Origin of the sequence: Marivita sp. (assembly GCF_020055675.1) — a bacterium.
Classification (GTDB): Bacteria; Pseudomonadota; Alphaproteobacteria; order Rhodobacterales; family Rhodobacteraceae; genus Marivita.
Window position 1 is genome coordinate 26310 of record NZ_JAIPUS010000004.1, and the last position, 26377, is coordinate 52686.

The 26377-nt window shown below is 59.7% G+C and carries 23 protein-coding genes and 1 pseudogene; 17 read left to right on the forward strand and 7 right to left on the reverse strand.

The annotated features are described in order from the left end of the window. Positions 1–5 precede the first annotated feature (5 nt). The 5 genes from LCF59_RS04400 (at position 6) to LCF59_RS04420 (ending at position 5741) form a co-directional block, all read left to right on the forward strand. Complete coding sequence (locus LCF59_RS04400) at positions 6–1040, forward strand: hypothetical protein (RefSeq protein ID WP_292285984.1); 1035 nt, start codon at positions 6–8, stop codon at positions 1038–1040. Continuing rightward, on the forward strand, positions 1033–1779 hold the full coding sequence (locus LCF59_RS04405) for a hypothetical protein (protein ID WP_292285986.1): 747 nt from the start codon (positions 1033–1035) through the stop codon (positions 1777–1779). The genes LCF59_RS04400 and LCF59_RS04405 overlap by 8 nt, the downstream gene beginning before the upstream one ends. Then, positions 1776–3284: a GT4 family glycosyltransferase PelF gene (gene pelF / locus LCF59_RS04410; protein WP_292285988.1), complete on the forward strand. Its 1509-nt coding sequence runs from the start codon at positions 1776–1778 to the stop codon at positions 3282–3284. Before LCF59_RS04405 ends, pelF begins: the two co-directional genes overlap by 4 nt. After that, on the forward strand, positions 3281–4699 hold the full coding sequence (pelG, locus tag LCF59_RS04415; protein ID WP_292285990.1) for an exopolysaccharide Pel transporter PelG: 1419 nt from the start codon (positions 3281–3283) through the stop codon (positions 4697–4699). The genes pelF and pelG overlap by 4 nt, the downstream gene beginning before the upstream one ends. 313 nt (positions 4700–5012) lie before the next feature. Beyond that, positions 5013–5741, forward strand: a complete 729-nt coding sequence (locus LCF59_RS04420; protein ID WP_292285992.1) for a response regulator transcription factor — start codon at positions 5013–5015, stop codon at positions 5739–5741. Between the two features lie 121 nt (positions 5742–5862). On the opposite strand, the gene LCF59_RS04425 is transcribed toward LCF59_RS04420, so the two are convergent. Next, complete coding sequence (locus LCF59_RS04425) at positions 5863–7281, reverse strand: hypothetical protein (protein WP_292285994.1); 1419 nt, start codon at positions 7279–7281, stop codon at positions 5863–5865. A 486-nt stretch (positions 7282–7767) separates the two neighbouring features. Next, positions 7768–7890, reverse strand: a pseudogene (locus LCF59_RS04430) (IS3 family transposase); the annotation flags it as partial. Positions 7891–8229: 339 nt separating this feature from the next. Between LCF59_RS04430 and LCF59_RS04435 the strand changes: the two are divergent. The 10 genes from LCF59_RS04435 (at position 8230) to LCF59_RS04480 (ending at position 19164) form a co-directional block, all read left to right on the forward strand. Then, a complete protein-coding gene (locus LCF59_RS04435) occupies positions 8230–8649 on the forward strand; it encodes a hypothetical protein (protein ID WP_292285996.1) in 420 nt (139 codons plus the stop codon). Positions 8650–9042: 393 nt separating this feature from the next. Continuing rightward, positions 9043–9753, forward strand: coding sequence for a Crp/Fnr family transcriptional regulator (locus LCF59_RS04440; protein ID WP_292285998.1), 711 nt, complete (start codon positions 9043–9045; stop codon positions 9751–9753). Positions 9754–9759: 6 nt separating this feature from the next. Further along, positions 9760–9990: a hypothetical protein gene (locus LCF59_RS04445; RefSeq protein WP_292286000.1), complete on the forward strand. Its 231-nt coding sequence runs from the start codon at positions 9760–9762 to the stop codon at positions 9988–9990. A 172-nt stretch (positions 9991–10162) separates the two neighbouring features. Further along, the gene (locus LCF59_RS04450) at positions 10163–11464 is read left to right on the forward strand and encodes an FAD/NAD(P)-binding oxidoreductase (protein WP_292286001.1); all 1302 of its coding nucleotides are present in this window, start codon (positions 10163–10165) and stop codon (positions 11462–11464) included. A gap of 12 nt (positions 11465–11476) precedes the next feature. Further along, positions 11477–11842 carry a DUF5368 domain-containing protein gene (locus LCF59_RS04455; protein WP_292286003.1) on the forward strand — a complete coding sequence of 122 codons (366 nt, stop codon included), beginning with the start codon at positions 11477–11479 and terminating at the stop codon, positions 11840–11842. Between the two features lie 54 nt (positions 11843–11896). Next, positions 11897–12376, forward strand: a complete 480-nt coding sequence (locus tag LCF59_RS04460; RefSeq protein ID WP_292286005.1) for a bacterioferritin — start codon at positions 11897–11899, stop codon at positions 12374–12376. A gap of 12 nt (positions 12377–12388) precedes the next feature. Next, positions 12389–13354, forward strand: coding sequence for an SLAC1 anion channel family protein (locus LCF59_RS04465; RefSeq protein WP_292286007.1), 966 nt, complete (start codon positions 12389–12391; stop codon positions 13352–13354). Positions 13355–13634: 280 nt separating this feature from the next. Continuing rightward, positions 13635–15182, forward strand: coding sequence for a bifunctional aminoglycoside phosphotransferase/ATP-binding protein (locus LCF59_RS04470; protein WP_292286009.1), 1548 nt, complete (start codon positions 13635–13637; stop codon positions 15180–15182). A gap of 59 nt (positions 15183–15241) precedes the next feature. Then, positions 15242–16093 (forward strand): isochorismatase family protein, encoded by an 852-nt coding sequence (locus LCF59_RS04475; protein ID WP_292286011.1) that lies wholly within the window; start codon positions 15242–15244, stop codon positions 16091–16093. 383 nt (positions 16094–16476) lie between these two features. Next, a complete protein-coding gene (locus LCF59_RS04480; RefSeq protein ID WP_292286013.1) occupies positions 16477–19164 on the forward strand; it encodes a cation-transporting P-type ATPase in 2688 nt (895 codons plus the stop codon). 424 nt (positions 19165–19588) lie between these two features. Here LCF59_RS04480 and LCF59_RS04485 read toward each other — a convergent pair whose 3' ends face one another. Continuing rightward, positions 19589–20062 carry a phasin family protein gene (locus tag LCF59_RS04485; RefSeq protein ID WP_292286016.1) on the reverse strand — a complete coding sequence of 158 codons (474 nt, stop codon included), beginning with the start codon at positions 20060–20062 and terminating at the stop codon, positions 19589–19591. Between the two features lie 264 nt (positions 20063–20326). Between LCF59_RS04485 and LCF59_RS04490 the strand changes: the two genes are divergently transcribed. Beyond that, entirely contained in the window at positions 20327–21013 is a 687-nt protein-coding gene (locus LCF59_RS04490; RefSeq protein WP_292286018.1) for a Crp/Fnr family transcriptional regulator, read from the forward strand. 9 nt (positions 21014–21022) lie between these two features. On the opposite strand, the gene LCF59_RS04495 is transcribed toward LCF59_RS04490, so the two are convergent. Continuing rightward, positions 21023–21463 carry a CBS domain-containing protein gene (locus tag LCF59_RS04495; protein WP_292286020.1) on the reverse strand — a complete coding sequence of 147 codons (441 nt, stop codon included), beginning with the start codon at positions 21461–21463 and terminating at the stop codon, positions 21023–21025. 151 nt (positions 21464–21614) lie between these two features. Here LCF59_RS04495 and LCF59_RS04500 point away from each other — a divergent pair, with 151 nt between their 5' ends. After that, positions 21615–21830: a hypothetical protein gene (locus LCF59_RS04500; protein WP_292286022.1), complete on the forward strand. Its 216-nt coding sequence runs from the start codon at positions 21615–21617 to the stop codon at positions 21828–21830. A gap of 6 nt (positions 21831–21836) precedes the next feature. On the opposite strand, the gene LCF59_RS04505 is transcribed toward LCF59_RS04500, so the two are convergent. Genes LCF59_RS04505 through LCF59_RS04515 form a run of 3 tightly spaced genes read right to left on the reverse strand, consistent with a single transcriptional unit; the run spans position 21837 to position 26369 of the window. Next, the gene (locus LCF59_RS04505) at positions 21837–23045 is read right to left on the reverse strand and encodes an acetate/propionate family kinase (RefSeq protein ID WP_292286023.1); all 1209 of its coding nucleotides are present in this window, start codon (positions 23043–23045) and stop codon (positions 21837–21839) included. A 7-nt stretch (positions 23046–23052) separates the two neighbouring features. After that, positions 23053–24450 (reverse strand): bifunctional enoyl-CoA hydratase/phosphate acetyltransferase, encoded by a 1398-nt coding sequence (locus tag LCF59_RS04510; RefSeq protein WP_292286025.1) that lies wholly within the window; start codon positions 24448–24450, stop codon positions 23053–23055. Then, positions 24447–26369, reverse strand: a complete 1923-nt coding sequence (locus LCF59_RS04515) for an alpha/beta fold hydrolase (RefSeq protein WP_292286028.1) — start codon at positions 26367–26369, stop codon at positions 24447–24449. The genes LCF59_RS04510 and LCF59_RS04515 overlap by 4 nt, the downstream gene beginning before the upstream one ends. Between the last annotated feature and the right edge of the window lie 8 nt (positions 26370–26377).

A 26377-nucleotide genomic window follows, 5' to 3' on the forward strand; every position in this document is an offset into this window, starting at 1 on the left:
GAGCTTTGATCGACAATCTATTGGCAGACGAAACCTCAGGCCAAATCTCGGGCCAAACCTCACGCAGCGGTTACGAGGATGCCTTGCGCGGGATTATTGGAGCAGCGGTCCTGTTGGTGCTGATCGCCGGTGCAGAACCGCTTTTGTTCGGCGCCGGATTTTATGAGACTTTGAAATTACATCCCTTTTGGATCGTGATCCTGATCGCGTCTTTACAGCATGGCCCAGGTGTCGGCATCGCAAGTGTGGCCTTGGCGACGTTCCTCATGGGGTGGCCAGACCGCTTTGTCGGCGAAGACGCTGCTGTCTATGCTGCTCGCGTCGCGGTGCTGCCTCTTCAGTGGCTTGTCGTGGCTCTCATCGTGGGACTGTATAGCCAGCGGAAAATTCTTGAAACCGAAGGTCTGCGGGCAGAAGTCACGAGGCTCGAGGATGTATCCGACACCCTTGCCGCTGAAATCGAGAGAATGGACAGCCTCGTCTTGGACTTGGAGCGTGCGTCTGCCGCCAAGTCCGGCGCGACAACGACACAGATCATACCCGATGCGTCGGAGACTTACACCGTTCTTGCACGGGCCTTGCCTGATCTTGCCGCGCTTGCAGTCGCCCGCGCAAGTGAACTTCCCGCGACCTTCGAGGCCGCGTCTGCAGCCCTCTTCGATGGTCCCGTCGCACTGATCGCAGCGGCACCAGGAGAAGACCCCTTATTTATCGGGAGTGCGCCTGAATTGGGTTGCAGCCCTGAAGTCATGTCTGCGTCCCTGGGTGCCTTACTCGGACATCAAGATTGTGACACAGTCAAATTGCAGGATGCTGGTCTCGATGCCGATGGCGCTGCCCGGATCGTTCGGAAATGTGCGCATGTAGAGAACGGATTGACTGCAACGGTTATTTTCTTTGCCGAGACTCCCGCGGAAGCTGACGCTGGTGCGCAGCGTCTCGATCTCATAGCCGAGATGGCCCGCATCGCGATTGACAGGGTCAGCCTTGACCTCGGCCTCGACAAGAGAGCGAAGAAGCTCTCTCAGAAACGTGGCTGACATATCGTTGCTGCGCAGAACTGCCGCGTTTTGTTTGACGCTGGCAGCGGTTTCAGCCTTTGTGATAGCGATTTACATTGGTTTTTGGTTCGCACTGATATTTTATTGCGCGATTTCTGTCGTGCTGTGTGTCGCGCTCACGCTTTTCGATCGGCATGATGCAGGATTTTTTGCCATTGCCGTGTTAACGCTTGGCCCATTTGCCGGCCCGGTCATCATGATCGCAACCATGGGTGCAAAACGCAGGCAACCCCAAATATCATTCGAAGCCCATCGAGACATCCCGAGCGACACGCGTGCCGACCTTTTATTCCAGGAAATCGCAGAAGACCGCCGGCCACGTGGCCGGGACGCGTTGGAACCTCCTTTGGAAGACGTATTCCTGTCCGGAACGCTCACGGATCAGCAAACGGCTTTGGCCGCGATCGTCAAACATTACACCGCTGATCTGCGCCCTGTATTAGAGCGCGCGCTTGCCTCTGAAATTCCTGCAGTGCGTGTTCAGGCAGCTTCTGTCTTTGCACATCTGAGGGATACATTTGCAGCGCGCGCCCGAAGGCTATTGCAGGGTGAGCATGCGTTGTCCGGTGAGGCGCTCGATGCTGAAATTTCAGCGGTATCGGGGTCCGGCTTTGTAGACCCTGCGGAGCTTGAAGCTGTGCCGCGCCCGGCGCCAACACCTGACTCGGGATCAGTCTTGGAAAATCCGAAGCTCAGAAATGAATTGATTTCGACATGACCGATACACGCTGTGCAGATGTCTGTTTGGTAGTTGAAGGATGTTATCCTTTTGTCACTGGGGGGGTGTCATCCTGGTTGGATTGGCTCATCCGGGAGCAGAAAGATAAAAGTTTTTCCGTGCTCGCAATTACCGCAGACGACAGCGTGCAGGACGTGAAATACTCCCTGCCAGACAATGTGTTGAACCTTGAAGTCCTGCCGCTTAGCACCACGCAAAAACGTATGCGACTGGGAGACCCGAAAATCGACGCTTCGGTGTTTGGCGATGCGCTGGTGCGGCTATGGGAAAATGGCGACGCAGATGCGTTTGATGTGCTGTGCGACCTTGCCATGACACCGGCGCGCCGGGGGTTCCCGTCTGTGCCAGGTCGGGCGGTTCGGCCCGATCACGCCGACCTGATTTCTTCAACACCAGCTTGGGACGCTATCGAAAACTGCGCGAACAATCTTGCGCCGGAGGCCGCCTTTTCGGATTTTTTCTGGGCGTGGCGCACGCTGGTTGGCGGGATGGTCTCTGTCCTGACATCGCCCGTGCCCCCGGCGCGCATTTATCATGCAATTTCCACAGGATATGCCGGGCTTTTTGCGGTGAGGGCCGCGCGGGAAACCGGTGCGCGGATCGCACTCACCGAGCATGGCATCTACACCAATGAACGACGTATTGACATGGTGATGGCCGACTGGCTGGGAGACCGCGTTCGAAAAGGCTTTACGCTCAAGGATCCGCGGCGTGATACCCGTGACCTTTGGATCGCAATGTTCGAGAGTTTTGCCAAGGTCGCCTATGCGAGGGCTGATCGGATCACAACGCTTTACAGCGCCAACCAGGGATTCCAGCGCGCGCTGGGCGCCCCCGAAAATCGTCTTTCTGTCATTCCAAACGGCATCGCGTTGGAGAGGTTTGATGACCTGAAACGCCCCTCAAACAAGGCACGACCAGTTGTCGGTTTGATCGGACGTGTGGTTCCGATCAAGGATATCGAAGCATGCATCCGTGCAGCCGCAGTGATCCGGGAGACTGTGCCTGACGTCGAAGTGTTGATAATCGGACCGACCGATGAAAACCCGGAATATTATGAAGCCTGCAAAAAACGGGTGTCCGAACTGAACCTCGATACAACCGTCCGTTTCATGGGGCGCATGAATATTTTCGAAATTCTGACATCGCTTGACGTCTTGCTTCTGACGTCGATCAGTGAGGCGCAACCCCTTGTCCTGCTCGAAGCCGGTGCCGCGCGGATTCCCTGCGTCGCGACCGATGTCGGTTCGTGCCGGGAAATCATAGAAGGTTCAGAAACGGAGTCCCCGGCGCTTGGGCGCGGTGGGTTCGTCGTGCCGCCAATGGACCCGGATGCGCTCGCCGCAGCGGTGATCTGTCTTTTGTCGGATGAAACGCTCCGCCTTGAATGTGGTGAGGCCTTGCGCGCCAGGGTCGAACAAAGCTTCACCTCGCGATCCTCTTCGGCCGCTTACGCCGCGCTCTACGAGGAACTCGTGGCATGAGCTCAAGCCCTTACTCCCAGCTAAAACTGCGCGCTGTCCTGAGGCAGGCCGATTGGTGGCTGGACGGACCCATCCTGAAACCGCTTCACAATCTTCTCGCCGCCTTGGTTCTGGCGGCTGGTCCTTGGCTCCTCGTGATCGTTACTTTGATCTTGATCTCCTGGACAGCTGACAACCGTTTCACAGACGAGGCCCTGGAGGACATGCGTCTCGCAGTTGTCTATGCCTTCATGCTCGCACCCATTGTGGCGGCACCATTGGGTATTATTGCAGCTCGAACGATCGCCGATACGGAAGTGCCACCCGACGCGTCGGCCGTTGGTGCGCTGCTGTTGGTGGTGTGTGGTGTGGCCGGGACCGCTGCAGAAGTCTTGGTTATCATCGTCGTGCTGGTTCTCGGGGTGTCGAATCCTGCCTTGACACTCGCGTTTGCCTTGCTCACGTCTGCCTCCGCAATGATGTGGGTGGCATTCGCAGTTCTGGCTGCATGCAAAGCGCGTCGACATCTGATCCTATCTTTTGCCACAGGCTTGTTCATTGCCGTTTTGCTGAGCGTTGGTGTCGCAGATCGTGCAGGCAGCGGAAGTGCTTTGGTGTGGTGTTTCACGTCCGGGATCGTCTTTTGTCTTGCCCTTTGTCTTTCACCATTTCTGAACATCAGACATCAGCTTGCCGAATTGCGCCATGCTGCTGGACAGCTACGCCTGTGTGCCAAAAAAACATGGCCGCTCGCTGTGGGGGCTTCCTTGGCGATCATGGGGATTTGGGCTGACAAATGGATTGTCTGGTTCGGTCCTGGCGGTCAGAGCTCTGTCGCCGGTTTCCGTCACATGCCCACGTACGACAGTGCACTGTTCCTTGCCCAGCTATCCACGCTGCCCGGTCTTGCAAGCCTGGCCATCTATTTCGAAGAACCTGTGCGCCGTGCGATGGATCGGTTTCGGGCGAAGCTGGCCAACGGGGCGACGTTGCGCGCTGCAAATTTGTCGGGAATGGCGGTATCAGAAATGATCTGGACTGGTATACTTCGTATCATGATGACGCAGTTCGCGGTTTCTGCCGCGCTGTTGTTGTTGGCCCCTGTGATTGCATCAGCAATGGGCCTGAGGCTTGACCAGTTCTTGGTCCTTCGTATGGGAATTGTTGGAACGTTGCTGCACGCATTGTTTCTCGCTGCTTCTGGCGTCCTGGTGTTATGCAATGCCAAAATGGCCTTTCTGATCCTGCAAGCCGCGTTTCTGACTGCAAATCTTTCTCTCAGTGCAGTTTTGACACCTGTGTTTGGTGTGAACGCGCTTGGATTCGCGCTCGCTTCGGGACTGACCAGCATTTTTGCATGTGTGGTCGCATTCGAAACAACGAAAAAGTTAATTGCTTATTTATTCATTTTTGGAAACGATACTGTATTAAATTAAATTTGAGACCTGACATTGCTACCAAGGTTTCGGGAGAAAAGACATATAAAATTTCTTTTGTGTAACAATCGGTTAAATATCATTCACACGAAGCAATTTCGCTAAAAAGTTGCATGGTCAAAATGCACTCGGCTACTGGATGAAGAAAGCTGATTTTTTGTGCTTAAGCCGCAAAGCCTTTGGCAGTAAATAAAGGACCTGAGCCATTTGCGACATCATCCCTGATGATTCGTGGCAAGGTTCATGTCAAAAGATTTATTGTGTCCAGTAAGTGGTGCCGTTGGTGAGCGTATAACTGACAGGACTATTTCACATGCCGGATGACGGAAGACATAGATCGAACACCGCATATGTCATCTTGATTATAGATGATTGCCCCTTGCGCCGCGCAGCTTATTTGGCACTTTTTGAACTTTATGGGTCCAGCACTGCCGTTTTAAACCATCGGGATGGTGAAATTCCTGTTGGATCACCCACCCTCAAAGAAGGCGCTCTCACTTTGGTGGTGTTTGGTGGCTTGCTCATAAGTAGTGCCGATGGCCGTGCTAAGCTCGAGGCTGTATTGCAAAACCGCACGGGCCGCGTGGTTGCCCTGGTTGAGAACCATACCTCAGATTGTGTCTCTTGTGCGCTCGACATGGAGTTGGGCGGCGTTATACCGGCATCCGAGGAACCGTCAGTAGTTTTTGCCGCCCTCGATTTCATTGCTGCGGGCGGTTGCTATATCCCGCATGCTTCTACGGCAATCGAGGGATTACAGGACGTGTCACTTCTGCAAGAAAAGGTGGCAGGCGGGGATAGTCACGAACGGAATGAGACAAACACTGAAGACCTGAGCAAGGCCATAACCGACAGGCCAGTTTTCACCCGCCGTCAAAACGATGTTCTGATTGACCTTGCGCATGGAAAATCAAACAAGGCGATCGCGGCAAGTTTGGGTATTTCCGAGGCGACAGTGAAAAGTCATATCCGGCAAGTCATGCTCAAGCTGAATGCGAAAAATCGAACCCAAGCGGCATTATTAGCGCGGGATCTTGTTTAGCATCATAACCCATTGAGTTTCAAAGCCAGCAGACGCCGGCTCTCAGCCAGAGCGATGGCAGAGAGCAAGAGCGTCGGATTGCGGTCGTATCGCATTGCCAAAACGCCGCCAATTCTTGAGTTCAGGTTAACGTCCAGAAATCGAATCTGTCCGGTGCGTCACCTCCCGAAAGGTTGTCGTTGCCGGCGCCACCCATCAACATATCGTTTCCTGCCCCTCCAAAAACCGTGTCATGGCCGGCCATGCCCTCCAACTGATCGTGGCCTTCGTTGCCGAACAGCATGTCATGGCCCCCGCCGCCGATGATGGTGTCGTTGCCTCCCAACCCAAAAACGATATCGTTCCCGCCAAGCGCGTAAATAAGATCGTCGCCGGAGGTTCCGAAAACGAGATCATCCCCATCACTTCCAGTTATCGTTGCACCGTATCCGGAGCCGATAAAGATGGCATGTGTTTGAGGAATGTCAGTCGACGTGAAGACATCATCCGGAAGCTGGCCCTGGATCGGTGCGTAGTCAGCGGTTTGCGGGTTATGCGCAGCGGTCGGGGTCCCGACCGTTGTTGAGAGCGCATCTAGAAGCGCCAGCCAAGTGCCAGACAGGGCTTCGGGCAACGTGTCGCCCCATTCGATCGACAAAAGTTGTGTGTTTGTTCCTGACAGATTCCTGGCAACCTCGACGAGGAAGTGCGGATTTTGCAGAAAGTTGTTCTCCATTACGAGAAAATCAATGTTGGCCAGAAAGGCTTCGACTTGCGAGCTGTCTTGCGCATATCCCGCGTCCCACCGCAAATAACCGCCACCATTCAGTGCAATCGACGTGTCGTCGTCGGCCCCGTCCAGCGCATCGAGATGTGCTGCAACGGCGTTCACCAAGTCCATCATGTCGGCAGCAGTGGCCGTCACGCCATCTGCCGCATAATAGCGACCGACATCGTCAAGAAAAAAATCTCTGTATCCGGCTGCGAAAAGCGTTTCGACCTGGTCCAGGACGATATCCCACCACGAACCTTCTGGTGCTATGACAGGTTGACCTGCATTGGGTAAAGGCACGGCACCATCGCTGAAATCCACAATGGGGCCATAGACCGTTTCTTCCGTCGAACCTCCTTCCGGAGGGCCGGTTGCAACACCAAGTGCGTTTTCAAGCCACGAAGGCACATCCGCGTCCGGATTCAACGGCATCACGTCTTGATTGATATCAGGTTCAAAAGACGTAAAAGCGGAGCCGGTTTGGTCCAAAGTCCAGCTATCCTGCCAATACGTCCTGTAATGGTCCGTAATGCCAAGGTTGACATACCCAAAGACGTGGCGTGTTCCATCTCCATCCGTGTCAGCACTCCGGATTTCGAGCATCTGGTCGGGCGTAAAAAACGTCACTCCGGGGGTGCCGGTCGCGCGCGACGTCAGGCCCGTCTCAAGGAATATAAGGTCCGTCTCCGAGACCAAAAGTTGTTCGAAAACCGGGCCATATGCGCGCCCGCCATCTGGTTGCCGCGCTCCGGTGAGTAAAAAAACAAAATTATCTGCAACGGGTGGCATATCTTACCTTCACTTTCGCAAGATGAATCCAAAGTTTTTCGAGACACTTAACTCAGCTGTCCCATCCCAGAAGGTGGTATGGCCGTTTTCTTGACCAACTCGAGTTTGAGTGTGTGCCAGTCTTTCGTTTCCTGCAAGGGCGTCTTGCTGTTCAAGGTTGATTGCGAAAGCTGCTGGTCATAAAGCAGCACGTCGTGGTCCAGTGTTGCCTCCAAATCCTCGCCGGATTGGAGGTTGTGGCTTTGAAGCATTTTTTTTCGGACAAGCGAGTTTTGGTAGCCATCGATATTTCCGAAGCCTGTCCGAAAGCGCACAACATCTGAATGCTATTCCTTTGTTTGCGAAAACGGCCCCGCTGGGGCCTTTTCTGACCCCTCAATTTTCTGGCACTGCGTTGCATAAATGCGCATCGTCTTCTGCGCCAAGACCAGGAAGCAACGTGATTTCCGGCGTTATGAGCTTGGAAAAGCTGTGCGCCTTGTCCAAGGCAACGGCGGAAATGCTCTCACCGTCATAAAGAAACTCTTCCATGATCCGCAGCTTGTCCGCCGCAGACCAGCGCAGACGGCGACCGCCATCGGTGATGATTTCTATCTCAGACACAAGCACATGCTTAAGGCTATCCTCAAGCCTCCTTGGTCAGCCCCAAGGTGTCCGGCCGAAACAGGGGCCAGTTCAGTGATCACTACGCTTTCCACCTGATTGTCACGGACCCGAATCCTCAGGTTCTGGGGTAAGAGCTTCCGGCGTTGATCCGCGTGGGCTATACCTCGTTCAAGCTCTACACGACATATGAAGATCTTAAGTTGAACGACCGTGAAATCATAGAGGTCCTGACGCTGGCCAAGCGCGAGGGGGCGCTTACAATGATCCACGCGGAGAATTCAGACGCGATTGCCTGGCTGACCGAGGCGCTTGAAAAGGTCGGGCAAACCGCGCCGCGCCATCATGCCGATGCCCGTCCCGCCATCGCCGAGTGCGAGGCGACCCATCGCGCTGGCCGAGATCGTGGACGTGCCGATGCTGGTCGTTCATGTGTCGGGCGGAGAGGCAATGGAGCAGATCGCACATGCGCGTTCCAAGGGTCTCAAGGTCTTTGCCGAAACCTGTCCACAGTACATTCTGCTGACAGCAGACGATCTTGCTCTCGCCGGGTTCGAGGGTGCGAAGCAGATCTGCTCTCCGCCGCCGCGCGACAGCGCTTCGCAGCACTCTGTCTGGCGCGCCCGATACGAATATGTGACGATTGGAGGTGCGGCAGGGCAGCTGTCTTGGCGCCATGACCCGCCAAAGACAAGTCCTCGCGCCCCGCCATGGATGCGGCCCATATCGAAAACCTACAGAACAGGGGACGACTGTCAGCTCTGACCGCGTGCTGTCTTTTCAAAGAGTTCAGGTCCGATCCCGAGGCTGCTCGAAACCTTGAGGCCAATTCGCGTTCCGGTTGGCGACCAAGGTCAAGGTGCCGGGATAGGCACCATGAAAACTTGTTCCAAAGTGAAAGTGACGATGTCACCGTTCCGAGTCGACCCGTGATGCAATACTCGCATCACGTATTGAGGGTGATCATATGCCATGCACCTTGAGTTGTTCAGCCGTGGTCTGCGCACGCGCCCGCGTCTTCACTTGCGGCAATGCTGGAGACCCTTATGGCTTGCAGGCCGGGGCGTTGCAGCCACCGGCCGCGTTTGCCGGTTGCACCGCTGCCGCCGTTGAAGATTCTCTTGCCACAGGCGAGGTTTCGAAAGCAGGACCGGTCCGTTGAAGAGCCAACCCGAGACAGGTGTTCTTGTCGAAGAAGTGCGCGCGGCCGGAGGACAGTTGCGAACCGGCCGCGCTGGCGAGGTCGCGTTCCAATGGAATGGTCCGCCCCGATACTTCGTTCTTTTGACCCGCGGCAGCATCCGGGTCCATTTTCGCACGAAGGACCGACCGGTGCCCTGGGCCGAATGCCGCGCGCTTGGCGGCCAGGATTGCATGCCGGTCACCTCGGCCATCCTGGCCCGATCGGAAATCGCTATGCGCGCAGTCTACCTGACACCGAGCAGATGGCTGGTGTTGCCGCCCGAAAAGTTGCAAGACTTGGTCGCGGAGAACATCGTTTTCCGCCGCGCACTCTTCCGGCAACATGCGTCCCGTTTGCCCACGTTCTTTGCCCGTACCTCTGGCCGGGATAACCCGAGCGCCGAGCAGAGATTGGCAGAGTGGCTGCTGGGCAATTCCGATGGAGGGCGGATCGATGTCACCCACCAGCAAATTGCCAGCGATCTTCTGACCGCTCGGGAAGTCGTCTCGCGCGGCCTGAAACACTTTGTCGACGCGGGATGGATCGAACAGGGCCGTGGGTGGATCAGGGTGATGCGTCCCAAGGTGTTGTCGAAACTGGCGCATGTATCGCCGCCATCTGCGGGCTGTGGCAAGGGCCTTTCATGTTCACTCAGGTCGGCAAACCGGCGTCCTGAGCGGGGATGATACGAAATGCCGGACGCCGACAGCCCGAGCCAGCCTGCCAAGGATCGGATCATCGCGCCCGTTACGCGGGACCTGCACGTGCGGGCGAGCCGGGAAATTTCGACCCTGCTGTGGTCCAAGCCCGGCCTGCCGCTTGTTGCGATCCGTGCTGTCGTGAACGCCATATGGCTGGAGTTGCAGCGCGATCGGGTTTGGGTGGAAGAACACGACACGGAGCGTCCCGCCAATGACCGGTAATGCTTGTAGATGGCCTTCGATTTCTTCGGCGATCTTCATTTCCACGGGTGGAATGTGACCAAGTCACAAAGCGTCGGGCCGATTGTCGGGTAGAATGAAGCATACCGACACGCAACTCGCGTCATTGGGGCGCGGTGCGCAGCGCAACTTTGGTATCAGGAGGAGAAACGAGATGAAACGCAGAGATTTCCTGAGCCTGGCCGCGCTCAGCAGCGCTGCTGCCGCCGTGCCGCTGACAGCGGCGCAACCGGCGCGGGCGGAGGTTGCGACCTCGGCCCATATCGTCATCGTCGGCGCCGGGGCCGCAGGCACCGCGCTGGCCAACCGCCTGACCCAGCGGCTGGACGGTGCGCGGATCACCATCATCGATCCGCGCACCACGCACCTTTACCAACCGGGACTGACGCTGGTGGCGACGGGCCTGAAACCGGCCAACTACGTCACCTCGGACGCAAGCCACTGGCTGCCCGGCGGTATCGAATGGATTGCCGAAAAGGTCGCCGCAGTGGATGCTGAGACAAAAACCGTCTCGACCGAGGGCGGGCAGACCATCAACTACGATTGGCTGGTGCTCGCCCCCGGTCTGGTGCTGGACCATGGCGCCATCGAAGGGTTTTCGACCGACATGATTGGTGAAAACGGCATCGGCGCGCTTTACGGCGGGCCAGAGCACGCGGCGCGCACATGGGCCGCCGCGCAAAAGTTCACCGAGGACGGCGGCACCGGGATTTTCACCCGCCCTATAACCGAGATGAAATGCGCCGGCGCGCCGCTGAAACACACTTTCCTGGTCGACGACATCGCCCGCCGGGCGGGAAATGCCGGCAAGATGAACATGGTCTACGCCGCGCCGCAGACCGCGCTCTTCGGCGTGCCAATCGTGGCCGAAAAGGTGCGGATGCTCTTCGAGGATCGCGGCGTCGACACGAGGATGAGCCGCACGCTGACCGCCATCGATGCCGGCAACAAGCGGGCGACCTTTGCCACCGACAGCGGGACCGAAGAGATGGAGTATGACTATCTCCATGTCATCCCGCCGCAGCGCGCGCCGGAGTTTATCCGTCAATCGGGCCTGTCATGGGCCGACAAATGGACCGATCAGGGCTGGGTCGAGGTCGACATGAAGACCCTGCGTCACCTGCGGCATCCTGAAATATTCGCGCTCGGAGACGTGGCCGGCGTGCCCAAGGGCAAGACAGCGGCCAGCGTGAAATGGCAGGTGCCCGTGGTCGAGGATCACCTCGTCGCCGCCATCGACGGGCGCGAGGGAGCCGAAACCTACGACGGCTATACCTCTTGCCCGCTCATCACCAGGATCGGCCGCGCCATGCTGGTCGAATTCGACTATCACAATAACCTTGTTCCCTCCTTCCCGGGCATAATCGCCCCGCTGGAGGAACTCTGGATCAGCTGGCTGATGAAGGAGGTCGCGCTGAAGGCCACCTACAATGCCATGCTGCGCGGCGACGCCTGAGGAGGACCCGATATGAAAGACCTGACATTTGGCACCCTGATCGCCGTCTTCGAGGAAATCTTTGGTCGCGGGCTCTTCTGGGCTATGGTGGCCGCCGCAGTTGTCGTGACGCTGGGGTATCTCTATGTCCTGATCCGGGATCGTTCGGTCAGTTGGAAGAAATTCCTGCTTGCGCAACTTTCCATGCCCGTGGGCGCCGTCGCGGCCGTCTGGTTCGTGATGATCATGACCCATTCGCAGCTGTCTGACATCGGGGGTCCGGTCGACATCATCGTCCTGCTGGGTGTGGCTGCTGCCGGGGCCATCGGGATGGCGATCCTTGTCTACACCGTCGAGGCGCTGATCGGCAGCGATCGGACCAAGGGCGAGCACGAGTGATGCCAACGCAAGGCCGGGTCTGAAAATCCGGTCCTGAAGGAAAAGGAAACATCCATGTCCAACGAAAAGATCATCGAATACCTGCAACGCGCCGTGAAAATGGAAATGACCGCAGCGCATCAATACCAGTTGCACGCCCACACGCTGGACGACTGGGGGCTGACCAGGCTCGCCGACCAGATGCGCGAGGAAATGTCCGAGGAGCTGGGCCATTCCGATCTGTTCATGCAGCGTCTGATGTTCCTCAAGGCCAAGCCCGAACTGGGTTTCGACAAGGCCCCCGCCGCAGCCGAGACGCTGCAAGACATGTTCAAGAGCGATCTCGTGGACGAGGAGGAGGCAATCTCCTACTATACCAAGGCTGCCATGCACGCTGCCGAACTGGGCGACATCGGCACTCGCACACTCTTCGAGAAGATCGTGCTGGACGAGGAAGGCCACAAGGGCTGGCTGGAACTGCAACTCGACCTGATCGAGCGGCTTGGCGAGGCCACCTACAGTGCCAAGCTGATTTCTTTCGGCGACGAAGGCTGACGGAGGCACGAGATGAGCGCACAGACCGAAGAGGCGTCTTTGCCGACACGGCTTGAACACTTTCCGATCAGCGTTTTCGGGATAACCATGGGACTGTTTGGCCTGGCGCTGGCGCTTCGGTCGGGTGGGTTTTATCTGCCGGGGACCGTGGCGGGATATGCCGGGCTGTTCGTGCTGGCAGCCCTGGGGGGGATCTTCGCGCTCAAGGCGGTCCGGCACCCGGCCTCCGTCGCCGCGGAATGGGCGCACCCGGTGCGCCTGGCTTTCTTTCCGGCAGTCTCGATTTCGCTTCTGCTGCTGGCGACGTTCCTGAGAGAGGGCAGCCCCGGCATTGCCGGCCCGCTATGGATCATCGGCGCCGGAGCGCAGGCGATCCTGACACTGGCGGTGATCAACGCATGGATCTCGCACCGCGCCTTCGGGCCGGGACAGCTGTCGCCTGCCTGGTTCATCCCGGCGGTGGGCAACGTGATCGTGCCGCTGGCGGGTGTCCCGCTTGGTTACGTGGAACTCAGCTGGTATTTCTTCGCCGTGGGTCTGCTGTTCTGGATCGTCCTGCTGACGCTGATCTTCAACCGGCTGATCTTTCACGACCCCTTGCCCGGCAAGCTGCGTCCCACGCTGGTGATCCTCGTTGCCCCGCCCTCAGTCGCCTACCTGTCCTGGATGGTGCTGAACGGTGGCGAGGTCGATGCCGCCGCGCGCGTCCTGTTGAACATCGGTTACTTCTTCGCCGCTCTCGTGGCGCTCCAGGTGCCGGCGCTGGTCAGGCTTCCCTTCGCCTTGTCATTCTGGGCGCTGTCTTTTCCGCTCGCGGCCCTCACCACTGCCAGTTTTCACCATGCCACGCTGACCGGGTCCGGTTTTTACCACGGGCTCGGCCTGGCGCTGCTGGGAGTTCTTATCCTGACCATAGCGGGCCTGATCGTCCGGACCATCCGTGCCGCGATGGCACAGGAAATCTGTCAACCCGAATAACCCTGAAAGGGTCCTGGACATGACGACCCGGATCCGCGCCTCCAAGCCTGGCGGCTGGGTCACGAGGCTGCTCGATTCACAGACCGTGCCCAGCTTCCGAAGCAGCCTGGCCGCATGGTGCCCGTGTTCAGGGTCATTCGGTTCGGGTCATCCCTCGTCGCGGCTGTGCGTCCAGAATGCCGGTCAATGTCTCGTTCGATTAACCAGCGTTAAGGAATGCTGTCAGCAATAGGATAAACTTTGCGACATCGTCGTGGCAGGAAACATCGCGGGAACAACAATGCGTGAAGACGAACAGGAAACGGCACATGCGTTCATGTCTGATCCCGATACCTACGGGACGACAGACACCGTCGAGCGGATCGACACCCACATCTCGCACCTGTTTCTGGCGGGCAATCGGGTGTTCAAGCTAAAGCGTTCCGTGCGTCTTCCCTATCTCGATTTCTCCAGCCCGGCGCGGCGGCTTGCCGCCTGCGAGACAGAGCTGCACCTCAATCGCCGCACCGCGCCGGAGCTTTATCTCGGGGTGCGCCGGATCACTGCCGGCACGAATGGGCCGGAATTCGATGGGTCAGGTGAACTGCTCGATGCGGTGGTCGAGATGCGCCGATTCGATCAGGACACGCTGTTTGATTCGATGGCGCAACGCGGCGCGCTGAGATCCTCGCATCTGGATGCACTGGCGCATGAGATCACGGCGCTGCATGCGAAGGCCCCGGTCGACGACGACGCCGACGGGGTCGAAAATATCGCATCGGTCCTGCGCGTCAACGCGGAGGCCTTTCGGCAAAGCAGCGTCTTTTCCGAAGCAGACATCGCCCGGCTCGTTGCGGCCTTCGAAAGCGCCCTCGAAACACATGCCGCGCGGCTGGATGCGCGCGCACGCGCCGGCCAGGTCAGGCGCGGCCATGGGGATTTGCACCTTCGCAATATCTGTCTCTACGAAGGGCATGTGCGGCTGTTCGATTGTCTCGAGTTCAACGAGGCGCTTGCGACCGTGGATGTGCTTTACGATCTGGCGTTTCTGGCCATGGACCTTTGGCATCGCGACTTGCGGCGCGAGGCGTCGCAGGTTGTGAACCGCTATTGCGATGCATTCGGTCAGGAAGACGGGTATGTGCTGATGCCGTTTTTCATGGCCCTGCGCGCCGCAGTGCGGGCGCATGTCACTGCGACACAATGCGAAACAGCGGAACTGGAGCGTGACAAGCTGTCGAAAGAGGCGCGCGCCTATTTCGATCTGGCCGAACATCTGCTTGTCCCAGAACCCGCGCATTTGTTGGCCTTGGGGGGGCTGAGTGGATCGGGAAAATCGACGCTTGCCGCGGCGCTGGCGCCGGATCTGGGCCGTGCGCCGGGGGCGCGGGTGATCGGCAGCGACCGCACGCGAAAGGCAATGTTCGACACAGCGCCGGATCATTCGCTGCCGCCCGAGGCCTACAGCGCCGAGGTCTCCGCGCGGGTCTATTCGGCGATTGCCGCCCGGTCGGAGCGGCTTCTTGAAGATGGGGTCACCGTGATTGCCGACGCGGTACACGACCGCGCCGATGACCGCGCCCGGATCGAGGCCGTGGCCGCAGTAGTCGGCGTGCCGTTTGACGGGGTCTGGTTGCAGGCCGATCCCGAGGCCCTGCGTGGGCGTTTGAAGACACGTGATCCCGGCGCGTCGGATGCCGACGCCAATGTCCTGGCCGACCAACTCGCCCGTGCACCGAAATCGATCGACTGGCAGACCGTTCCAACGGGTGCGACTGTCTCGGACAGCGTGACCGCGATCCTGGCGACAGTGACCGGGGGCAGGAACCAGCCGTCCCGACGTCAGTGATACACACCCGCCCACGCGATGGTCGTGACGCGGTCTGGCTACCCGACAGGAGAATGACAATGGCTGAAGACGACACCGGACTCCGCACCCTGAAAGAGGCGCTGCGCCAGCCTTGCAAGTTTCGCGACATGACACTCGCGATGGAACCGATGCCGAATTACAGCAGCACGCCGGATGGACCCAACGAAACCCCGATCGCGTTCTGGGCGTCCTGGGATCTGCCGGACCGTCCGCGCCGGATCGCCCTGCTTCTTGATGATTGCCAGGAAGAATACCGCGCCTATGCCGGAGGCATCCTGCCCAACATGGTCAGCCTGGTCGATGCGTTCCGGGCGGCACGGACCCGGAGTGACGGGGTCTGCATTGCCTGGAGCGCCTGGAGCCGCCGCTTCGATGATGGAATATCGAATGCCATGGATCGCTGGTACGGCCCCAGAGGCCTGCGCCCCGAAAAGCCGGAAAACGCGGCCTACGTCTTTACCGGGGGTCCCGGACTGGAGCCGCTGGCCGAGATCGCTCCAACGGGAGACGAGATCGCAGATGGCTGGTTCTATCATGGAAGGCATCTCGACATGTTCTGGACGTTCGACGCGGACGGCGCGTCTTATCTCGACCAGATGCTCAAGGCGCATGATATCGATACGATCGTCATCGTCGGTCTGTGGACGGATGAATGCGTTCTGAGCACGGCTTATGCCGGCAATTCCCGTGGGTATGACGTGGTTGTGGTGGGCGATGCCGTAGCGACGGCGACGGCCAACCAGGAGGCAGCGCTTACGATCGCCAACAGCACGGTCGCCAAGGTCCTCTCGACCGAGGACGTTGTCCAATACATGCAAAATGACTTTGTCACGGGAAAACCGGGGGCCGTGAAGGGGACACAGTTTCCCGATGGTCGAAAGGAAAGTTGACATGGACGACTGGCGTGCCTGCTGGTTGGCAACCGGGGCCTTCGACCGGTTGCCAGTTTAACCGGCAGGTCACCTGCCCGAATACGCCAGGCTTGCTGCGCCGCCTGATGCACCTTTTGCACATGACGCATTCACTAATTTCGCCCAAGCTGTTCCACAGGCGGAAGCCGGAGTTTCCCAGGTCTGGAAAGGACTTGCGCGCGATAGCCTGCCTTGGCGCGGTCTTTGTGGATTTTGCGCTCAGCCGTTTCGGCAAGACAAGGGGTGCGGCACGAGGAAAAGATCCGGTGTGTTGAAGCCGATGGCACGAAAGCGCACCCTCCAAACCGCAATGCCGATGTGGCACGCAACAGCAGGCCTCCGACACGAACAGGACATATAGCATGACGCCAATTCAGTCCCGCAAAGTCGAGAAAGTGCTAGAGGATTTCTCTGTCCAACCAGACAGCGGCCTTGATGAAGACGAGGTGCAGCAGCGACGAAAGGAACATGGCCGCAACCGCTTGACAGAGGCCAAAACTGCAAGTCCGTGGAAGATACTGGCGGACCAGTTCAAGAGCCTGGTGATTGCTATTCTTGCCGGCGCCGCGATCGTATCGTTTGCGATGAACGAGATCGTGCAGATGCTCGCGATCCTTGCGGCGATCCTGCTCAATGCCATCATCGGGTTTTTTACCGAATGGAAGGCCGTTCGCTCGATGGAGGCGTTGCGCAGTCTGGGGACGGTGCAAACACGGGTCCGGCGCGGCGGGCAGAGCACGACAGTCGATGCCGAGACCCTTGTTCCCGGTGACATCGTGTTGCTTGACGCGGGCGACGTGGTGACGGCGGATCTGCGGCTGATCGAATCCAACGGGCTGACCTGTGACGAGGCGGCGCTGACGGGCGAATCTGTTCCGGTGACCAAAACATCCGACGCGGTGGAGGAGGACGCACCGCTCGCGGAACGTGCTTCGATGGCTTTCAAGGGGACGGCGGTCACGGATGGCAGCGGCACAGGCGTTGTGGTCGAGATCGGAATGGATACCGAATTGGGCAGCATTGCCCAAATGACCACCGAGGCCGAGCAGGAGGTCAGCCCGCTCGAAAAGCGGTTGGACCGGCTGGGGCGCAACCTGGTGGTGCTGACGCTGCTTGTGGCAGCAGTCGTGGCCGTCCTGGGCGTGCTGGGGGGCCGCGATATCGTGCCGATGCTGGAAACGGCGGTGGCGCTTGCCGTGGCCGCCGTTCCCGAGGGTCTGCCGATCGTGGCCACGGTGGCCCTGGCGCGCGGCATGTGGCGGATGGCGCAACGCAATGCGCTGGTGGAACGGCTGGCGGCGGTCGAGACACTCGGATCGACCAGCGTGATCTTTGCCGACAAGACCGGAACGTTGACGCAGAACAGGATGCGGGTGGCGCGGCTGGTATTGCCGGGTGACGACGAGGATATTCCTTGGGAAAAAGACGAGCGGCCAGATGACCCGTCGACACTGGCCTGTCGGCTGCTCGAAGTGGCGGCCCTGTGCACCAACGCCGAGTTGGACAAGGACACCGACGGCGATGAGGCCGGTGCAGAGCCTGACGACAGCAACTCAGAGGATCAGCCGAAAGGCACCGGCGACCCGATGGAAATCGCCCTGCTGCACGCGGCCGCCGCGGTGGATATCCGGCGTGACCAGCTTCTCGAAGAGCGCCCCGAGGAGCGTGAGGAGAGCTTTGACGCCGACACCAAGATGATGGCGACCTTTCACAAGGCAGAAAGCGGTTACCACGTCGCCGTCAAGGGCGCTCCCGAGGCCGTTCTGGAGGTTGCGACACATGTTGCCACTCGCAACGGCGACTCCGAGACACTGTCGGACCGGGGCCGGGACGACTGGGCAGACCGCGTCGAGGCGCTGGCAGGGCAGGGGTATCGGGTGCTTGCCTTCGCCGAACGGCAGGTGGACAGCCCTGACACCGATCCCTATGACGACCTGACCCTGTTGGGACTTGTCGGTTTGGCCGACCCCCCGCGCAGCGACGTGGCAGAGGCTATAGACCAATGTCACAGGGCCGGGATCGAGGTCATCATGGTCACCGGAGATCAGCCTGTCACCGCGTCTGCGATCGCGCAGGATGTGGGGCTGTCGGATGACCCACGGGCAATGGTGGGCAATGACCTGCCGCAGGCGGACGGGGATCAGGACAATGACGCGCAAGACCGTCTGACCGAGTATCAGGTCTTTGCCCGCGTTTCGCCGGAGCAAAAGCTGGACTTGATCCGGCACTGGCAGGACTCGGGGGCTGTCGTGGCGATGACGGGGGATGGCGTGAACGACGCGCCGGCGCTCAAGAAGGCTGATGTTGGCATTGCCATGGGGCAGCGCGGCACCGATGTCGCCCGCGAGGCGGCCGATATCGTGCTCAAGGATGATGCCTTTCCCACGATCATCGTGGCAATCGAACAGGGCCGGACGATCTTCGAGAACATTCGCCGCTTTATCGTCTATCTGCTGTCGGGCAATCTGGGCGAGGTCCTGGCGGTTGGCCTGTGCGCCGTGATCGGCGTTCCGCTCCCGCTCTTGCCGCTTCAGATCCTGTTCATCAATCTCGTGCTCGATGTCTTCCCGGCGCTGGCCCTCGGTGTCGGCGAGAGCCCCTCCGACATCATGGACCGTCCCCCGCGGGATGCGAAGGAACCGGTTCTGACACGGCAGCACTGGATCGCCACGGCCCTTTGGGGGGCGCTGATCGCAGGCTCGGTCCTGTTGGTGTTCTCTGTCGCCCTTTGGCAGGACCTGGGCGAGGACGCGGCGGTGACGATCGGATTTCTGACATTCGCGCTGGCACGGCTCTGGCACGTATTCAACATGCGCGACGCGGGCACCGGCCTGATCCACAACTCCGTCGTGCAGAACCGATGGGTCTGGTACGCGATTGCCCTGTCGGCGGTCCTGGTGGCAGCCGCCGCTTGGCTGCCAGGGCTTACCACGGTTCTGGGTGTGGTGCCGCTGGATATGGCGGGATGGATGCTGGTTCTGGGCGGCAGCCTTGTGCCGCTGGTGGTTGGGCAGGCTGTTCTTAGCATCATGTCGCGCGCGCAACTCTGACCCGAACGAACGCCGCCCCGGTGTACGCCGGGGCGGGTCAGACGCGCAGACGTGACGCCAGGACCCGGACCTTGGGTTACCCGGTTTCCTGACCGTCGAGAAGGAAAGTGATCTTGGAGTTCGCCCGGTCGCAGATGATTCGGCCATTCTCGACGGCGGGCTTCATTTCACTGAGACAATGGACGTGGCGGCGTTGCGCACTGCCTGCGATGCCGGTGCCACCGGATTTTGCCCTGCATCCTCGTGTCCCTTGTCGGAGACCGCGAAGACGTCGAACATCTTGGGCATGGATAGCTTGTCCCCGGCTTCTGACCTCGTTTCCGTACCGGCGCCGCCGCTGCGCTGGATGTCCCGCCGCGGGCCCAATGGTGTTTCACGGCATGAGCCAGCGCCGGGACCTGAGGTGTGTCAGGGCTGCGGCCAATCACACCGGTGTCGCGTGTTCCGATTTGGAGCGCGACGCCGCCGCCCGGCCCTTGGACTTGGTCGCGGCCTTGTCCTCAGCGGTGTCATCTGACGCCGCGTCGTCTTGTTCGGTCTCGTCTTGCGGGGTTGCAGCCAGCTGCGTGGCCTGCATGCACAATGTCATCCATTCCCTGTAGTCCTCGGTCAGACGCTCCAACGACCCGCGTTGCCATTCAGCAATTGCCTGCATGGCTGCCATCGGGTCTGGCTTGCCTGAGGAATTCATCTCGTTCAGGGTTTCGACGGCGGTTTCGACCGCTTTCTGACGGCGCTCGACCCAGTGCCGGGTAAAGGTTTCTGCCTGTTCAAGCATGCCTTCCTGCACCTTCATGACCTGCTCGAGCTGGGGCGCTGCCACCCCGTTCAGGTCGAACAGCGCCTGTGTCTGGCGTGACAGATCGCCAATGTCTGTCTTAGGTTGATCCTTTGCCACGGAGTAACTCCCTTATCGATACGATCACGGTCGTGTGAATTGCTCGTAAATTGAACACCGGCTGTCCGCTGTCGGCATTAACCCACGTCAATTCATCGAGGGCGAGCCCTTGGCTATCAAAATTTCGGGTCAAATGGTAAAAAAGATAGTTGGAGGCATACAGATTCGGATCTTTTGGCGTTTTTCGGTGTTGAGGTTACGCAGCGTTCAGCCCGTGAAACGGTTGAACATCGATTTGCAAAGTTCGATCAAGGAGGCTTTCCGGTGCTGAAGACGTATTCAATGTTCGACGACATCCTGCAGCGCGATCAACACGCTGTGGCCAAGGGAACGATACTCAAGAGCGAGGGCGAAGAATCGCATTCGCGTATGTATGTGGCAGGGGGGTGGCTGGCCGCCTCCAAATCTCTGGAGGATGGGGAACAACAGATTATCGAATTCATTCTGCCCGGCGAGACCTATGATCCCACCGCCACCGACGGAAAGACCAGCTTCCTGCAAATCGAGGCGCTGTGCGATGCGGTGATCGTCTCCATCGACAAGACGTCATGGGCGCAATTGCTCCGGCAGGATCCAGAACTGCGAAAGTCTGAACGGCAGCGCGAGATCGCGGCGCAGGCCCGGCAATCGGAACGCATGCTGCGCCTTGGGCGGGCGAGCGCAGAAACCCGCATCGCTTACGTCCTGATCGAGTTGTGCATTCGCGTGTCCAGACAAGGCACCGGGTTCGACAGTGAATTTCATGTGCCGTTCGGCCAGCAGCAACTTGGCGATTTCACGGGGCTGTCATCGGTCCATGTTTGCAGAACCTTGAGACGTCTGAACCGGGCCGGCGTGATCAGGACCGGCGATCACATGGACATCCTGATCAAGGATCAGCATGCGCTGGCAGAGCTCGCACAGGTCGATATTGCTGCGCTGCGCGACGAGATAACAACCGATGCCGCGTGACATCCCGGGTCAGTTGGGTATGTCGCCGGCACGGGCTTCGCTGATTTCGCCCAGGGCCTGCCCGGCGAGTTCCTCGGACACATGTTCGGCAATGTCGCCGATCGACAACATGCCGACAGCCGCCCCTGACCTGTCGATCACCAATAGTCGCCGGATCCTGATCTCACCCATCAGAGTCGCAGCTTCGGAGGCATCCTGATCGCCGAAACAGGTGATTACATTGGGCGTGATGATGTCTTCGATCCTGGTATCGGGTCCAAGGGCGAAGCCCCGGGCCGCCAGCGCGTGTATCACGATATCGCGGTCGGTGACGATGCCAATTGGCCTGTAGTCCTGAAGCACGGGCAATGCGCCCACGCCATTTGCGCGCATCTTCTCTGCCGCGCCGCGAATCGTGGTTTCGGCTGTTGCCGTGATTACCGGTGAGGACATGACATTCCTGACCAGCATGATTGAATTCCTTTCCGCCCGTTTGATTTGACACGCTCATGTCGCGCCTACGGCGCCAAGAGTGGACCAGCGGGGTACAGATATCATTAATCCGGGTCAATGCGCCGGTCATGATTGTTGTCCAGACTCGAGGCATGACTTGGAGGAGGTCATGAAAGATCGTTCACTATTCAAGAACCGGCTGCCTGCGTTGGTGATGGACGACGCTGATCGTATCCTTGAGATGCTCGGCCCGATGCCTGCGGACGTGCTTGCCGCCATGGTCGATTACGGGCTGAGCGATACCGAAATCGGTCGCTATTATGACCTTCCGCATGACATGATAACAACCTTGCGAGACTATTGGGGGATCGTTGGCAATCCCTGACCGGGGTCAACCAATCGAGCCATCATCGTTCAGCAGAAGCGCGTGAGCACCGCGGGCGAGCACCTGTTCCTCATCCGTGGGAAGCATGTAGACTTTGACCTTTCCGGCCTCGGGCGAAATCCGGGACGCGCCCTGGTCATTGGCCTCATCGTCAATCTGGACTCCTAGCCAGCCAAGCTCCGCACAGATTCCTTGCCGTATAGCGGGGGCATGTTCGCCGATCCCGCCGGTGAAAACCAGCGCGTCCAGCCCGCCAAGCGCGGCCACAAGCGAACCGATCTCGCGCCGGCACCGGTAGATGAAGAACGCCACCGCCGCCTTGGCATCGGGTGCGTCGCTGTCCAGCAAAGCAACCATGTCGCTGCTGACATCTGACAGCCCAACAAGACCGGAGCGCTTATAGAGCATCTCGCGGACCTCCGTCGGTGCCATGCCTCGTTCCTCGATCAGGTAGAGCACGACACCGGGGTCAAGCGCGCCGCAGCGCTGCCCCATCGGCAGACCGTCCAGTGCCGTCATGCCCATCGTCGTGGCCACCGATTTGCCGCCATTCAGGGCGCACATGCTCGCGCCGTGCCCCAGATGCGCGATCACAACGCGGTCTTGCGCAATCTTGGGCGCAATGTCCTGAAGGGCCGAGGCCACGTAATCATAAGATAGGCCATGAAAGCCGTAGCGCCGGATTCCCTCCTCGGCCAATTCCTTCGGCAGGGCGAAAACCTGGTCATCCCGGGGCAAATCCTTATGAAACGCGGTGTCGAAACAGGCGATCTGCGGGATATCCGGAAAGCGTTCGGCAAGGTTGCGAATGGCGGCAAGGTTATGCGGCTGGTGGCTGGGTGCCATCGGTGAAAGCGTGGCAAGATGCTTTATCACCTCGGCGTCCACATGCACCGGCGCGGTAAATTCCTGCCCGCCATGCACCACCCGGTGCGAGAACGCAGCGATTCGCGCGGGGTCGATCTCGGCCAGCAGGCGCTCGGTCATTTTGGCCAATGCGGTCTCTTGCGCCGTGTCCGGGGAATCTGGCGGGTCAAGCTGTTCCTCTTCGGTCTCCCCGGTGCTGGTATCCTCACGCTGCCAGATCATCGCGTCCGGCAACCCCCGAAGACCAAGCCGCAACCGCACGTCCAGACCATCGCCGCCGCGCTCGAAAATGGCACAGCGCAGGCTGGATGATCCCGCGTTCAGCGTGACAATCACATCCGGTTCCATATCCTTTTCACTCTCTTCGTCTGTTCTGCGCTGCGACCAGAACGGCAAGCGCTGCCGAGGCGCGACGTTCACGCGCGCTGTCGGCCCGACTGGTCAGCGCGATCGGGACACGCGCACCAAGGGCAATTCCCGCAGCCTCTGCCCCGGCCAGATAGTCGAGGCTCTTGGCCAGGATGTTGCCCGCTTCCAGATCCGGCGCGATAAGGACATCGGCCTGCCCGGCGACCGGAGACGTGATGCCCTTGATCTGCGCCGCGCCCTCGAAGACCGCGTTGTCCATGGCAAACGGCCCGTCCACGTCCGCCCCGGTAATCTCGCCGCGGTCCGCCATGTCGCGGATTTTCTCTGCTGCAACCGTTGAGGGGATATCCTCGGTCACCGTCTCGACCGCAGAAAGCAGGGCGACCTTGGGCCGCGCGATGCCAATGGCATGGGCAAGGTCGATCGCGCTCTGCACGATATCGCGCAACGTATTCAGATCGGGGCGAATGTTGACAGCGGCATCCGACACGAGCAGCAAGCGCGGATAGCCCGGCACGTCCTCGACAAAGACATGGCTCATGCGGCGGTCGGTGCGCAGGTCCCTGATATCGATCACCGACCTGAGCAAGGTATCGGTATGAAGGCTGCCCTTCATCAGGGCCTCGCATCCGCCTTCGGCGGCAAGTTGCGCCGCCGCGCGCGCCGCGTGTTCGGCATCGGGCGCATCACGGACCTCGACGCCGGAAAGGTCCACCCGCGCCACTTCGGCGGCGGCGCGTATCTTTTCCTCCGATCCGAAAAGAACCGGCTCGATCAGGCCCGCATGTGCGCTGTTTATTGCACCTTCGATGGAGGGCTGATCGACCGGATTGACCACGGCCATGCGGATTTTGCCCATCTCTCTGGCCATATCCTCGATATGCTCGAACCTGTCGGGCGGCTGACCCTGCTCCAGCGCCACTGGACGATCGAACGGGCGCGACACCTGTTTGTCGGGCGCGATCACGCCGATCCGGCCCTTCAGGATGACCGCCCCGTCGTCGCGGTGGCAGTGGCAGTCAAGCTGCACCTTGTGCGATGCGGCATCGAGCGAGGCAACCGTGACCTCTGCAACCGCCAGATCGCCCTGCTTGAGCACGCCGGGAAAATCGAGCGACAGAGCATCAAGCCGCGTGCCCGGACCCGGAAACCGGGCGATGATCAACGTGACCAGCAAGGTCACGGCAACCCCGCCCTGCGCAAGGGCTGCGCGAAAATCCGGGTCTGAGGCCAGCGCACGGTCGATGCCGTGCTCGGCTATGTCGGCGGCATGGGTCGTGAACCCGCGCATGTCGCCAATCGAGATGCGGCGTTCGATCTTTGCCCCGTCACCCGGCTTCAGGCTGTCGAAAGGACGGTTGGCGATGGTGTCGGACGGACTCATTTCTGGAACACATATGTGCCGGGCGCATCTTCCAGCGGCTGGTATTTTCCCTTGCCGGTGCCCATCTTCGGCGGCGCCGTCTTGCCACTTGATCGTTCGTTCAACCAATCAACAAGCGCGGGCCACCACGAGCCCTCGCGCGGCTTGGCCACGGTTTCCCATGTCTCGGGCGGGATATAGGGGTCGTCCTCTTCTGTAGTGTGAATGTGGAACGACCGCCCCTTGTGCCCCGGTTCGCTGACGATCCCGGCATTGTGGCCGCCGCTGGTCAGCACGAAGGTGAGCGATGGCTCGGTCAGCAGGTGCAGCTTGTAGACGGATTGCCAAGGCGCGATGTGATCCGAGGTGGTCGAGACGCAGAAGAGCGGCACGTCGATCGCGTCGAGTGTCACTGGCTGCTCGTCGATATGGTATTGCCCCTGCGCCAATTCGTTCCCCAGATAGAGCTTGCGCAGGTATTCGCTGTGCATGCGGTAGGGCAGGCGCGTCGCGTCATCGTTCCATGCCATGAGGTCGAACATGTCCTGGCGTTCTCCCATCAGGTAATCATGGGTGTAGCGCGACCAGATCAGGTCGGCGGAGCGCAGCAATTGGAACGCACCCGCCATCTGCTTGGTGTCCAGGTACCCTTGATCCCACATCATGTTTTCCAGAAACGTGACCTCGCTTTCGCTGATGAAAAGCTGCAACTCGCCGGGTTCGGTGAAATCGACCTGCGTGGCCAAAAGGGTGAGCGAGGCCAGCTTGTCCTGTCCGTCGCGCGCCATCTGGGCGGCCTTGGCTGACATCAGCGTGCCGCCCAGGCAATAGCCCATGCCATGCACCTTTTGATCGGGCACGATCGCTCCGACCGCGTCGAAAGCCTCTTCGACCGCATCGATATAGTCGGCCATCCCCATGTCGCGATCTTCTGCCGTGGGGTTGCGCCAGGATACCATGAACACCGTGTAACCTTGTTCGACCAGGTGCCCGACCAGAGAGTTGTGAGGGCTGAGATCTAGGATGTAGTATTTCATGATCCAGGCGGGAATGATCAGGATCGGCTCGGCGTGCACACTGTCTGTCTGCGGCGCGTATTGGATCAGTTCCAGCAAATGCGTGCGAAACACCACTTTGCCCGGTGTCGTTGCCACATCCCGGCCGGGCACGAACTCTTCCGCGCCAACGGCCGGTTTGCCCGAGATGGCGCGTTCCCAATCTTCCAGAAAGTTCTGCATCCCGCGCATCAGGTTGCCGCCGCCCTCGTTGAGAGTTGCGCTCGCAACCTCGGGATTGGTGGCGATGAAGTTCGAGGGCGATGCCATATCGAGCATCTGGCGGGTCACGAAGGACACGACATGTTCGTCACGCTCGGTCACCCCGTCGATGTCGCAGGCGGCGTTGTACCACCATTGCTGGGTCAGCAGAAAGCTCTGGTGGATCAGGTTGTAAGGCCACTGCTGCCAGCTCTCGTGATCGAACCGGTGGTCATGCGGCAGCGGTTCGATGCAGCCCGGTGTGTTCGGGTCGCGGGTGAGCTGATTCGTGTAAACGCCAAAGCGCATTGCCTTGCGCGCGGCCTTCTCGGCCAGTTGCGCCTGTTTGCCCGGGGCGCCCATCAGGTGCGCTCCCCAGGTAAAGAACGTGGACGCCATCCCGTAGGGTGTCACACCCAGAGTAAAGCGCGCCAGATGTGCATTGGCCGCACGGTCAATGCTCTTGGTGCTGTAGCGATCCGGCATCTCGAGAGGGGAATGGTGGACAATTTCAGGCGGCTCCGGCGCGAGATCACCGCAGGCTTCGGCTTTCTCTTCGGGGGTTTCCTGTTCATCCGGTGTTTCCTGCTTCTCTGGTGTAGCCTTCGAGTCCGTTTCAGCGCTGTCTGCGCTCTTGCTGTTTTCCTCGGTCTTCGGTCGGGTCTGCGTCCGTGTGTCGGGCATCGGAACCT